The sequence below is a fragment of the Pedobacter nototheniae genome, assembly GCF_004335085.1.
In the GTDB taxonomy this organism is placed as follows: domain Bacteria; phylum Bacteroidota; class Bacteroidia; order Sphingobacteriales; family Sphingobacteriaceae; genus Pedobacter; species Pedobacter nototheniae.
On record NZ_RQRS01000033.1, the window covers coordinates 45859 to 58409 of the forward strand.

Genomic DNA, 12551 nt, shown 5'->3' on the forward strand with positions numbered 1-12551 from the left:
TCTTTGGCTTGTTTTTCAGTTACTTCCATTCCTTTTTTCTTAAGAATCGCAACAGCTGTTTGTGTAGTATAACCAGTGGTTTTCCCTTTCCATACACTTCATAATAGATCCTGGCGTCATCAGACTGGATAAACCGGCCGGTTTTTGGATTGTTACCATATTGAACGGCATTTTTTTGCGAGGGTTTCGCTTGCATGAAAGCCCTTAAAGGTTCCCCTCCTTGAGAAAAGGCGTGAAAACCAAAGGCAACTGTCACAAAAATAAGCGTTAAAAGTCTTTTACTATTCACTGTCATCATTTTAGTTATATTTTTCAGAGGCTCCTGGGTAACCATTTCTATCCTTTGTGGCCAACCTTTGACTGAAAGCAAAGATGAGAATTGATTGGTAGCTACCCATTTGACCAAGGTTAAGAAATACCCTTAAACTAGTTTAAGGGTAAATCGTATTAGTAAGGCGAATCACTTTAAAATAAACCCTAATGATTTTAAAACTGGCCAAAAAAAAAGAGCTCCATGGAGCTCTTTAATTGCTTATAATAAACCTTATGCGGCATCGATTGCCTCACGAAGTGCTTTTGCTGCCGCTGCTGGATCTTCAGCACCATATATTGCTGCTCCAGCTACCGCAACCTGAGCTCCAGCTTTAATTACTGCTGCTACGTTATCGATATTTACACCACCTGCGATTGAAACCGGTACACCAGCTCTGGCAGCCTCGTCAATCAAAACCTGAATTGAATAACCAGCGGTCCATTGCTCATCAAGTCCTGCATGAAGTTCAACAAATTCAACACCTAACTCAATAACCTCTTGTGCTCTTTTTACACGGTCAGGATAACCAATAGTGTCAACAACAACACCCTTTCCATGAGCTTTAGCTGCTTTAACTGCGCCGATGATTGTTGCGTTTCCAGCTGCGCCCATTACCGTTACTAAATCTGCTCCTGCCTTGAATGCGATATCTGCTTCCAATTCACCTGCATCAGCAGTTTTTAGATCAGCAAAAACCAGTTTGTCCGGATGTGCATTTTTCATTGCGGTTATTACTGTTGATCCCATGTTTTTGATCAATGGGGTTCCCAGTTCGATGATATCTACATATGGAGCAACCTTTGCTGCCAATGCCAACGCTTCTTCAGTTGTTAATAAATCTATTGCTACTTGTAATTTTGCCATGATTGTATTTATTTATGATTTGTATTTACTTTATTATTATTCAAGGTTTGCATGTCGCTCCCAAAGCACTTCTGCCGGTGTTCCGTCCATTTTCCAAAGCGACTGAAAAACAACATCCATTAACAGAAACAGAAACTGCTCAAACAAACTACCTGCATACTGCTTTGATTTGCCACCTTCAAAATCCTGTTTTCCCGCAGCTGGAATGATCACAGTGTGAAAAGCCAGTTTTGCGAGTTCTGATTCAGGCGCAGTAGTAATTGCGACTACTTTTGCACCTACCGAAACTGCCTTTTCTGCTGCCCTCACCATCGAAGCGGTGGTTCCAGATCCAGAGGCAACGATCAGCAAGTCATCTTTTTTTATGGCAGGCGTGGTGGTGTCGCCGACAAAATAAACGGTTAAGCCAAGATGCATCAACCTCATTGCAGCACCTCTAAGTGCAAAGCCAGATCTACCCGCTGCGATCAAAAAAATCCTTTCCGAGTGCTGGATTGAGTTGACCAATGGAATTAGGTTTTCCGTGTCAATCTTTTTTGCAAGGTTTAGGTTTTCTTCCAGGACCAGATCCAGATTCATTTGTAACTCCCACGTTAACTGCTGAAAATCGAGGTGTTTGATTTCATTTATCTCTGTTTTCATATCATTTTTCTCTTGGTCAAAGGTAGACTAGCCGATTGGTTTACCCTTTACACAAATAGCCCAATCAGTGGGACTATCTGGAAATTATATAAGCAAAAAGTCATAATCAACGGACTAAAAATCAGGATTTCCGAATTGTCCACCATAATTATCTATAAGTCCAATCGGAATCAATCTAAGCCTATATCTTTGTAAAATGATTACTGAAACTACCCTTGGACTCGAAAAGGCGGTGCTTTACATCCGTAACCTGAACAACTGTCCGCCGAGCTACTTAAACGATCCGGGAAGAAAGGATTTCTTCGAGATTGTATGGTTGAAAAACGAAGATCCGCTTCATGGAATCTCGGACCCGACTTACCGGATCAAGGGAGACTGGGTGTATCTTATCCCCCCATATAGGGTACATCAGCTCAATAAAGCCGGAAAAAATGGCGAGCTCATTTCTTTCAAGCGCTCGATGCTGGAAGAAGAAGACAAGGATTTTCTTTTGGATCTTTTCAGGATCTTCAATGTGCAGGGAGAATTTTCATGTCTGAGACTGGATGAACATGCGGCGAAAGAACTGGGCAATATTTACAGCATCATGGAAAATGAGTACCAAAAGGGAAACAACTATGAAATGATGAAAGCCTTGCTCAAGGTGCTGTTGTTAAAGCTGATTTCAGTTAAGGAGCTCGAATTCACCGGACATGACATCCATCAAAAAAGGGTTTACGAATTTTTGATGTTGTTGGAAAGCAACTTTCATACGGTTACCAATATCGATTTTTATGCAGGGAAGCTGGGCATCAGCTCGAAAAGGCTCAACCAGATTTTAAAGGAAAAACTTGATAAGACGGGCACACAAATTATCCATGACCGGATTATCCTGGAGGCGAAGAGAAAGATTATCCATAGTGAGGTGACGATCAAGGAAATTGCCTTTGAACTGGGATTCAGCGATCGTCCATACTTCAGCAGGTTTTTTAAGAAACAGACAGGTCAAACGCCAGAGGAGTTTCAAAAGATGGCAAGGACGCACATTGAATCAAATCTGAACACGCTTGTATAGCTACTATTCAGGATAAAATTATAATGCACCATTGAACTAGTTTAATGATTTTATTTAAACTATGTCATTGGCGGGTACCGCAGGGAATAGCCAGATTTGAAATTTAATTCCTACCCTTATGAAAAACAACCTCATTAGTCTGATCATTCTCACCCTGCTGGGTTTTACAAATGTGAAAGCCCAGAAAATAACACTGGACAAAAAAAATCTGATCCCACATCTTACGCACCTAACCTTTGAGGGAAAGCAGGGTTCAAATGCGGTACGGGTGGTAAAGTCTCCGGAGGTGATAAAAGTGGATGAGCCTACCTATACCAGAATCAATAATTTAAATTTCGGGGATGGTACGGTTGAACTGGAGGTAATGGGGAGATTGCTGCCAGATGCACCCGATAGTGCGAGGGCCTTCATCGGTCTCGCCTTTCATATCAACAAGGACGATTCAAAATTTGAGGGAATATACCTGCGTCCGACCAATGCGGCTCGGGCAATCAGCTTCGAAGAAACAGGTCTGTACAATATTTTCTTATCCCGATTTCAAGTTCAACCACTCCAGGAAGACCAACCCCGGTGAATTTGAGACCTATGCAGATATCGCACCGGATACCTGGATCAAGATGAAGATTATCGTGGAGGGGGAAAATGCAATGCTCTATATTAATGGTGCAAAAAACCCGAGCCTTATCGTCAATAAAATGAAGATGGGTGCGGGTCAAAGTGGGGGTCTGGGACTTTGGGTCGATATCGGCACTGAGGGGTATTTCAGAAACCTAAAGGTTACCAGGGCACAGTAATCCTCAGTGGGTATCCGTTCGATAGGCTCACAAAAAGCGGCTATCCTTTAACGATCTTCTTTTTGATTTTGCTTAAAAATTCTGAGGTTATACCTAAATAGGATGCAATCTGCGTACCTGGCAAGCGCTGGATAAGTTCCGGGTAAGCCTGTTCGAAGAGTTGATATCTTTGTTCTGCGGTATAGCTAATGCTCTGCAGGACCCGTTCCTGGAGTTCAATGAACTTTCTTTCAATGACGATCCTGAAATTCCGGTCAAACCGTGGATAATGCGTATAAAGGTGGAGCAAGTCATCGTGCTCGATCTGAAGTACGGTAGCAGGTTCTACGGCCTCAATATAAAGTTTACTTGGACTTTGTTCATAAAAACTATTAAAATCCGCAATCCATTGGTTTTCCACAGCAAACTGAAGATTATGTTCAATGCCATTGTGGTCAACGGCATATAGCTTGAAACACCCTGAGACAACAAAAGTGTAAAACCTGCAGACATCACCCTCTTGCAGCAACAGTCCTTTTCTTTTGTAGGTGCGCCGGCTGAATACCTGCTTTGCAGCCTCCGCAGCTTCGTTATCTAATGGAAAGATGCTATTAAAAAAATTGATCAACATGCCATATGCATGTTCTGATTGGGTAAATGCTGAGCTCGACAAATTCTTATATTATTTTGCAAATATAGGAAATTAGGCATTTGATTGGTTTGCATCGTGATTTGCCAAGAATTGGAAAATACCCAAGAATCCTCATACCTACCCTTGAACTAGTTCAATACTATTTCTTGTCATGGTTCATAGGTATGAGAACAACAGAATCTGGAGATTTGTAAAAGAAAATTAGGTTGGTCATATCCAGCTATTTGTAAACACTTAATTTAAGAAACATGCCACACATCACCATTAAAACCTATCCGGACGTTACAGAAGCTCAAAAACAGGAATTGACGCAAGCGATCATCAAGGATATTGTTAGCATTACCGGAAAGAACGAGGCTGCAATCTCAATTGATATCATTGAAATCCCTGAGGAAGAGTGGATGGAAAAAGTTTATGACACTAAAATCAAACCTAATCTGGACAGACTATATAAGAAACCAGGATACTAATCCACGGTTCTTGTAGACACAGTTAAAATTCAATCATGATGAATAACCAAGATCAAACGCAGGCATTGAGGCAGGCCCTCAATGGATTTGCAGCTACACTGAATGCGGCGAAGGCTGCTGAACTTCCGAGTCTGTTCACAGACGGCGGAAAGTTTATGCCCGAAGGGTTAAAAACGATTGATGCGCAGGATCTGCAATCCAGTGGAGAGCGGTTCCTGCAGGCAAATGCTTTCCAGATTTCATTCGAGATTCTGGACATCAATATTGACGGTGATCTTGCAACGGTAATTTCCAATGCAAAAACATCGGAGAAACGACTTGGTGCAGACTTAGCGATCAATAAAACAAGCAGGGATTTTTTTGTATTTAAAAAAGTTGGCGATTCGTGGAAGATCGACCGCTACATCTTTAGCAATGTTACTCTAAACTAATATGAAAGCAGCAGTGCTTTATCGTGCTGGTGAGGCAGGTAATTTCAGGATTGAGGAAAGGGAAATTCCAACGTCAGCAAATGACCAGGTATTGGTCCGTGTAAAAGCATTTGGACTGAACCGCTCAGAACTGATGACCAGAAAAGGTCTCTCTCCTGATGTTGTGTTTCCCAGGGTACTGGGTATTGAATGCATTGGAGAAGTGGCATATGACCCATTAGGCCTATTGAAGGCAGGCGAAAAAGTAGCTGCTTTTATGGGCGGAATGGGGAGGCAATTTGATGGAAGTTACGCTGAATACGCTGCATTACCCAGACACATCCTGACTTTATTCCAGAGTTCTCTACCATGGGAAATCCTTGGTGCCTTGCCTGAAATGTTCCAGACCGCATATGGTTCACTATATCTTGCTCTTGGAATAGAGGCAGGCGAAACCCTGCTGATTCGCGGCGGCACATCTTCTGTAGGGCTGCTTGCTGCCCAGCTGGCAAAATCGGCTGGACTCAAGGTAATCGCAACGAGCAGGGATAAATCCAAAGAACAACTGTTAAGAGAAAATGGGGCGGATGAGGTACTGATTGACAATGGTTATCTATTGGAGCAACTCAACGCCAGTAAAACACCTAGGGTAAACAAGGTATTGGAACTTGTAGGTACACCAACCCTAAAAGATTCGCTGTCCTGCAGCGCAGCATTTGGTAAGGTATGCATGACGGGAATGCTTTCAGAACAATGGTCTATAGAAGATTTTGATCCTATGGGCTTTATCCCGGCGACAGTGAGCTTAACGGTTTACGATAGCGGTCAATTTCGGGTTGAGGATTCGATATTCCGGGATTTTATTTCGCAGGCTGAGCAGGGCAAGATTACTCCACCAATCAAAAAGGTTTTCAACCTCGGGGAAATCATTGAAGCACACCAATTCATGGAAAGCAATTCTGGCGGCGGAAAAATAGTCGTGGTAACTTAATAGAATTTATAAGAATGAATCATAGCGAACAGGACCTATTGTTTAATGAGGTGATCAGGTGCCTTGCCTCTGAGCAATTTTTGATGGATGTAAAACTCGGTCTTTCGGCGAAGGAAAAGCACCTTTCATCAAAATACCTTTACGACAAGACTGGTGATGCACTATTTCAGGAGATTATGCAGATACCTGAATATTACCTGACCAGGTGCGAGCTGGATATTTTCCAGAATAAGACCCTGGAGGTGGCGAATGCAATTGGAGATGAGTCCTTTGATTTGATTGAACTAGGTGCAGGAGACGGCTCAAAATCCGTACATCTGCTCAAACACCTATCCGAAAAACAGGTAGATTTCAATTTTTATCCAATCGATATTTCTGCAAATATTCTTCAGGTATTAGAGGGGGATTTAAAAGAAAAAATATCCAATTTAAGTATCGAAGGTTTGGAGGGAGAATATTTTGACATGCTCACAGTTGCCGTCAAAAAGTCCAGCCGACGGAAAGTCGTGATGATGCTTGGTGCCAACATTGGCAACATGGGATTGGAAGAGGCAAGGGCGTTTTGTGCTACCTTAAGACAAAATCTTGCGCCTGGTGACCTGGTGCTTATCGGATTTGACCTCAGGAAAAATCCAAGGATAATTCTCGATGCCTACAATGATGGCAGCGGGATTACTGCCGCTTTTAATCTTAATCTTTTGAAAAGAATTAACAGGGAACTCTACGCGGATTTTGACCCTGAAGGTTTCGAACACTATCAGACTTATGATCCGCAAAGCGGGGAATACAAAAGTTTTTTGGTAAGCCTCAAATCCCAGCAGGTGACACTCGACCGCGCCATTATCGGGTTCGAGAAGAACGAGGTCATTTTCATGGAAGTATCGAGAAAATTTACGGTTTCGGAAATTTATGAACTCGCGATTCAATCAGGATTTGTGGTTAGGAATTTCATCAACGATTCCAGGGAGTGGTTCAGTGACGTTGTTTGGCAGGTAGCATAAATTTAAACCTATGGAAAAAAGCATGAGCGGAAATATCGATCGATACCAGCAAATCAGAACACAGTCGTTGCAGATCTGTGCCTCACTTGAAACCGAGGACTTTGTCGTACAGCCTGTAGCGGATGTGAGCCCGCCTAAATGGCATTTAGGGCATACGACATGGTTCTTTGAGACCTTTATCCTGAAAGAACAGGTTTCAGGTTATCAGGAATATGATCCAAGCTTCAACTTTGTCTTCAACAGTTATTATGAAACCGTTGGGGCACGGGTGCTGAGAACAGACCGAGGAAACTTAAGCAGGCCATCGGTAGCTGAAGTTTACCGGTACCGCAATAACGTGGATGACCATATGAATGTGCTGTTAAAAACAGGCAAGCTAGAACCTGAGCTTCGAGATCTCATAGAACTTGGGCTTCAGCATGAACAACAACACCAGGAACTTTTAGCAACTGACATCAAATATATTCTTGGCCATAATCCTCTTTTCCCAAAATATGATGACCTGTTTACCAAAGAGAGGCCAACGAAAACAGATCGCTTCATTGAATTTTCAGAAGGGGTTTATGAGATCGGATATACTGGCGAGGGGTTTTGTTTTGACAATGAACTGGGGCGGCATAAGGTTTATCTCCAGACATTTGAAATCGCGGAGGATCTTGTTTCAAACGCAGAATATCTTGAGTTTATGAAATCCGGGGCTTATTCAGATTTCAGGCACTGGCACTCCGAGGGTTGGGAATGGGTTAAGCTCAATGCGTCGACCTCCCCACTTTATTGGCATCTGGTGAACGGAAAATGGCACGTTTACACAGCTCAGGGCTTAAATGAACTTGTTCCTGCTGATCCGGTCTGCCATGTTAATTATTACGAGGCTTCGGCCTATGCATCTTGGAAAGGTATGCGGTTGCCCACCGAGGAGGAATGGGAAATTGCCAGTAAGGAGATATCCTGGGGATCAAGGTGGGAATGGACTGGCAGTGCTTATCTTCCCTACCCAGGCTTCCAACGTGCAATTGGTGCCATTGGGGAATACAATGGAAAATTTATGGTCAATCAAATGGTTCTTCGGGGCGCGTCCATTGCTACTCCAGAGGGGCATAGCAGGGAGAGCTATCGGAATTTTTTCCATCCACACCACCAATGGCAGTTCTCGGGAATCAGGCTCGCGAGATAAACTTAATGTCCCTTTTTCACAGAATTTTTAACTATAGGAATCACCACAACCCGCACTGCCATCAATTTGAACCCTAAAATAAACGACATCAAAAAGATTTTATTTATCGACGATGACCCGAGTCTTCTGGAAATTATCCCGCTTATCCTGGAGGATTTTAAAGTTTATACCCATCATAGTGCCGTCGATCTGGAAATGCGCATTCGTGAACTGGTGCCAGACCTGGTCATTTTGGATGTTAATCTACGCGGTATAGATGGGAGTAAAGCCTGTCAAAAACTAAAGTCTAATGCCAGCCTGAAGCATATTCCTGTTATTTTAATGACAGCAGGCCTCTTCCTGTCGAAAGACAGGGAATGCGGTGCAGAAGCCTTGCTGGAAAAACCTTTTGATATCGAATACCTAGGCAAAATCATTATTTCTCTTCTGACCTAGCCTAATTGCGTGGCTAGCAAATATGCCAGTCATATTGCGTAAAGCAGGATTCCAGAATCTGATGAATTTTTAATGGCATATCTTCCTCTCCCGTATCGGATTCACTGATACACTTCAATTTTTCGCGATTTGCCATTTCCAATATTTTAGCTGCTGAGGTGCCGGCAGGATAGCCAATCAAACCCCTATTACCCTGAGCTTGCCAATATGCTAAAATTGGCATGACGGTTTTCCATGCCAGCTCAATCTGATCAGCCCTCATAAATAAACTTTGATTTCCTTGGATGGCATCTAGGATCAAGTTCTCGTAAGCCTCGGGCACCTGACCCATGTTCGCTTTACTCAAGGTTGCGTCCATTTCAATAGTGGGAAAATAGTTGGCATGTCGCCCATCTCCGCAATCCAGGCGAATGTCCATATCTGGCTGGATATTGATGGTGAGCCTACAGCGTTCCTGTGAAGAAAAGCCAAAACCGAAAACTTCATTGAAGTTTTTGTAGAAATAGACGGTGATAGCGGAAAGGCCTTGATCCATCCTTTTGCCGGTAGTCAACAAAAAAGGCACGTCCTGCCAACGTGGGTTGTCGATAAAAAACTCCAGGGCGACAAAAGTTTCGGTATTGGAAGAAGGGCTTACATTATATTCCTCCCTGTATCCCTTAACCCCAGCGTCCGTGCCCGTACCCGCGGTATACTGTCCCTTTGTCACTGATTTTTGCAGGTTTGTATCATCAAGCTTCCTGATCGCTTTTAGGACTTCAACCTTACTGTCTCGGATGCCATCCGCACTTGAGGCACTGGGGGCTTCCATAGCAACGAGACATAAAAGCTGGAGCAAATGATTTTGGACCATATCCCTGAGTGCCCCCGAGTGATCGTAATACCCACCTCTTTGCTCGACGCCAAGTTTCTCACTCACTGAAATCTCAATGCGTTCAATACAGGTGTTATTCCAGGCAGGTTCCATTATACTGTTTTCAAACCTAAATTTCATGATGTTCTGTGCCATTGGTTTTCCCAGATAGTGGTCAATACGATAAATCTGGCGTTCTTGAAATAAATCTGAAAGAAGGCCATTGAGCTCGACAGCCGTTTTTAAATCACGTCCGAATGGTTTTTCAATCAAGATACGGCTGTGGGCTACATCGCATGCGAGCTGGGCATTGGCAATATTGGTCGCAATTACAGGAAAAAGTGTTGGCGAGACTGCAAGGTAGAATAGGACTTCAGCAGATGTTTTCCAAAGGCGGTTCTTTCCTTGTATATATTCCCTAATCTTTGTGTATGCCTCAAAATCATCTGCGTCTGATTCGAGATAAGAAATATTTGCCGCGAATTCATCCCATTGGTATTGAAGTACTGGACCGGTTCTTGAAAACTTATTCAGGTTTTCCTTCATGCGGTTTTTATATTCCGTTGTAGTCACGTTCTGGTTCGCTGTTGCCAGAATAGCAAAGGTTTTGGAGAGGGATCCATTAAGAAAAAGATTGTAAATGGCAGGCAGGATCTTACGGGAGTTCAGGTCTCCAGTGGCACCAAATAGGACAAATATTACAGCTGTTGATTTTTTAGGAGTACTCATTGCTTTTTGTTTTGAACTGATTATAGAGATCGATTGCAAAACCCCTTGCAACCCTTTCCCGATAATTTTATACAAAACTACGTCAGCGGAATTATCAGAGCGTTATAAATACAGCTATTAATGGTGGACATTCAGGAAATGCAATCAGCAAATTGTCAGATTTTTAAGCACTTTCGTACATGACTTCCGAATAATCCCCCAGTCCAGGCAGTTTTTCCTCCAGATAAATGAATGACCACGCTATCCTCTTTCAATTTATTAACATAGGTCAGTTTTTTCTCCGGTTATTGAGGTGGTCTTTGAAACTGTAACAAAAATACGCAGAGGCGATATATGAAAAAAATCCTTAATGTAGTGATAGCCTATTTGGTAGCCCTTAACTTTAAAAAAATAGAATGAAAAAATTACGAAGTGGCATACTTACATTTGGGAAATAATACCCACCAATTTCAAGTTAATCCTGCTAAAGGTTTTTTAATAAGAATATATATCAGTTTTTTCTTCATCCTGAATCGTGTTTTAACGTTATTTTTGAGACTGGACACTAAGCTAACCTAGTCCACTAGGGGCGTCAGAGTTCACAAGGATAAGCCATTTCATTTCTAGTATAAAAATTCATCGCGCATTAATAACAATTACCCTCTTACCTTTTAAAGTAGGCATTTCGGTTAAAAAACAAAGGGAATTGCATTTTTCTTATGACAATCCGTTCATTGATGCCGATACAAATAAATGAATATTGGCACAGCGGCGTCAAATAAATTGTTGAATCCAATTTACCAATTGAACAGTTCGGTAACTGACCATTCAACAGCTTCTAAATTTTAAAATGATCCGCAACTTTTGCCAATTCCTGCAAATCAGCCAAGAAAAAATTCGAAGTTTCCTTATTAACTGCTTTCTGGTAAAAAGCTCATTGAAAGATCGGCTTTTCAGCTTTTGAGATCAGCACGCTCTATCTTATTTTATTTTAAAATTTTAAATTCTGTATAACTATGGAAACCCATTCTTTCATTAAGAGCTATTTGAAGTGTTGTATTTGGAATTGTCTGAAACAAGTGGGGTTAGCCCGTGTTATCGTTTTAAAAATAATAATATGGACAACGAACAATCCGGGCGTAGAGACTTTGTAAAAAAGTCGATTACGGGAACAATTGCTATGGGAACAGGACTTTCTCTGGCAGCATCACTATTCAGTATTTCCGAAGCAAACGCCTCAGAAGCGGAGTGGAATGGTGACCCGACTGCATCGAACGAAAAAGCCTTTAGAATGGGTGTTATAGGTCCGGCCGAACTGTCCCTGGCTACGAGCCAGATTGCAGCGACTAAGGCAAGTAATAAAAATGCTAAAGAGTTTGCTGGCTTTGAACTGACGGAAGCTCTCGCCGTTACAGGTGTTTTAAAAGACCTGGGCACCCCTGTTCCACCAATGGATGCTAAGGCTAAAGCTACACTTGCAAAAATCAAAAATACACCAGCAGGTCCAGAATTTGACAAAGCATATATCTCCGCACAATTAGAAAATCATGAATTCCTGCGCGATCTTGCTGCAAGTTATATCAACAAAGGCAAATTGCCTGGAGCTGCTGAAAACCAGGGCAGGCATCTTGCAACCTTATCGCTTGCTGTGTTCAAAGAACATGTTGCCATCACAAAACGAATACTTGGTGAACTTGGCGGATAATATAAACATCATTCATCTCAAAAGAACACTCCACTAGATTTTCAAATAACTGGCGACTTTGGCTAATTCCTGCAAATCAGCCAAGAAAAATTTTGAAAATTGCCCAGTAACCCTACCATAGTGGGCAAATCAAATTTTTGTTTGGTTTGCCCCTTTTTTTTGCCCTCAAAAACGGCCTTTAAAGTACCTAGGACGCGGACAGCCTCATTCATTCGAACAGTTCGATGTTGTGTTCCGTCAAAAGTGAGTTTTTGGGGATAGATCGAACTAATTAATCGCCTTTTTCCTTCAGAATCTGCCTCTATATATGTTTCATGTAGGTTTTTGAGCAACCCAGTCGCTTTTCCGATTAGTTCACCAATATGTATATTTCGGTAAAAGTGGTTCTTCGTCACTTTTGGTGAAAGTATATTAAAAAACTACACATTATTTGTTAGCCCCTGCTTCTTTTTAAAGGTTACACCAACTTTTTCTAGCAAGTTGTACACTTGTGCTTTCTGATACGC

At 42.1% G+C, this 12551-nt stretch carries 15 protein-coding genes; 10 read left to right on the forward strand and 5 right to left on the reverse strand.

The annotated features are described in order from the left end of the window. Positions 1-19 precede the first annotated feature (19 nt). The 3 genes from EHC72_RS21235 to hxlB all read right to left on the reverse strand — a co-directional run bounded on the left by EHC72_RS21235 (position 20) and on the right by hxlB (position 1819). Entirely contained in the window at positions 20-406 is a 387-nt protein-coding gene (locus EHC72_RS21235; RefSeq protein WP_131539734.1) for a hypothetical protein, read from the reverse strand. Positions 407-544: 138 nt separating this feature from the next. Continuing rightward, positions 545-1177: a 3-hexulose-6-phosphate synthase gene (gene hxlA, locus EHC72_RS21240; RefSeq protein WP_131539735.1), complete on the reverse strand. Its 633-nt coding sequence runs from the start codon at positions 1175-1177 to the stop codon at positions 545-547. A gap of 36 nt (positions 1178-1213) precedes the next feature. Then, a complete protein-coding gene (gene hxlB, locus EHC72_RS21245) occupies positions 1214-1819 on the reverse strand; it encodes a 6-phospho-3-hexuloisomerase (protein ID WP_131539736.1) in 606 nt (201 codons plus the stop codon). 196 nt (positions 1820-2015) lie between these two features. Here hxlB and EHC72_RS21250 point away from each other — a divergent pair, with 196 nt between their 5' ends. From EHC72_RS21250 to EHC72_RS23335, 3 genes are all read left to right on the forward strand, one after another. Then, positions 2016-2873, forward strand: coding sequence for a helix-turn-helix domain-containing protein (locus tag EHC72_RS21250; RefSeq protein WP_131539737.1), 858 nt, complete (start codon positions 2016-2018; stop codon positions 2871-2873). Positions 2874-2991: 118 nt separating this feature from the next. Beyond that, complete coding sequence (locus EHC72_RS21255) at positions 2992-3447, forward strand: hypothetical protein (RefSeq protein WP_246029476.1); 456 nt, start codon at positions 2992-2994, stop codon at positions 3445-3447. A 43-nt stretch (positions 3448-3490) separates the two neighbouring features. After that, positions 3491-3667, forward strand: coding sequence for a hypothetical protein (locus EHC72_RS23335; RefSeq protein ID WP_394346896.1), 177 nt, complete (start codon positions 3491-3493; stop codon positions 3665-3667). 40 nt (positions 3668-3707) lie between these two features. On the opposite strand, the gene EHC72_RS21260 is transcribed toward EHC72_RS23335, so the two are convergent. Further along, positions 3708-4319, reverse strand: coding sequence for a Crp/Fnr family transcriptional regulator (locus tag EHC72_RS21260; RefSeq protein WP_246029477.1), 612 nt, complete (start codon positions 4317-4319; stop codon positions 3708-3710). Positions 4320-4546: 227 nt separating this feature from the next. Between EHC72_RS21260 and EHC72_RS21265 the strand changes: the two genes are divergently transcribed. The 6 genes from EHC72_RS21265 (at position 4547) to EHC72_RS21290 (ending at position 8779) form a co-directional block, all read left to right on the forward strand. Beyond that, on the forward strand, positions 4547-4768 hold the full coding sequence (locus tag EHC72_RS21265) for a tautomerase family protein (protein ID WP_131539738.1): 222 nt from the start codon (positions 4547-4549) through the stop codon (positions 4766-4768). 35 nt (positions 4769-4803) lie between these two features. Then, positions 4804-5199 (forward strand): nuclear transport factor 2 family protein, encoded by a 396-nt coding sequence (locus EHC72_RS21270; protein WP_131539739.1) that lies wholly within the window; start codon positions 4804-4806, stop codon positions 5197-5199. Position 5200: 1 nt separating this feature from the next. Then, positions 5201-6169, forward strand: a complete 969-nt coding sequence (locus tag EHC72_RS21275) for a zinc-binding dehydrogenase (protein WP_131539740.1) — start codon at positions 5201-5203, stop codon at positions 6167-6169. Positions 6170-6183: 14 nt separating this feature from the next. Then, positions 6184-7170 carry an L-histidine N(alpha)-methyltransferase gene (locus tag EHC72_RS21280; RefSeq protein WP_131539741.1) on the forward strand — a complete coding sequence of 329 codons (987 nt, stop codon included), beginning with the start codon at positions 6184-6186 and terminating at the stop codon, positions 7168-7170. 10 nt (positions 7171-7180) lie between these two features. Next, positions 7181-8344 carry an ergothioneine biosynthesis protein EgtB gene (egtB, locus tag EHC72_RS21285; protein ID WP_131539742.1) on the forward strand — a complete coding sequence of 388 codons (1164 nt, stop codon included), beginning with the start codon at positions 7181-7183 and terminating at the stop codon, positions 8342-8344. Positions 8345-8410: 66 nt separating this feature from the next. Beyond that, positions 8411-8779 carry a response regulator gene (locus tag EHC72_RS21290; RefSeq protein WP_165585912.1) on the forward strand — a complete coding sequence of 123 codons (369 nt, stop codon included), beginning with the start codon at positions 8411-8413 and terminating at the stop codon, positions 8777-8779. Positions 8780-8792: 13 nt separating this feature from the next. Here EHC72_RS21290 and zwf read toward each other — a convergent pair whose 3' ends face one another. Next, on the reverse strand, positions 8793-10361 hold the full coding sequence (gene zwf / locus EHC72_RS21295; protein WP_131539744.1) for a glucose-6-phosphate dehydrogenase: 1569 nt from the start codon (positions 10359-10361) through the stop codon (positions 8793-8795). Positions 10362-11457: 1096 nt separating this feature from the next. Between zwf and EHC72_RS21300 the strand changes: the two genes are divergently transcribed. Further along, positions 11458-12045 carry a DUF4142 domain-containing protein gene (locus EHC72_RS21300; protein WP_131539745.1) on the forward strand — a complete coding sequence of 196 codons (588 nt, stop codon included), beginning with the start codon at positions 11458-11460 and terminating at the stop codon, positions 12043-12045. The last annotated feature ends 506 nt before the right edge of the window (positions 12046-12551 follow it).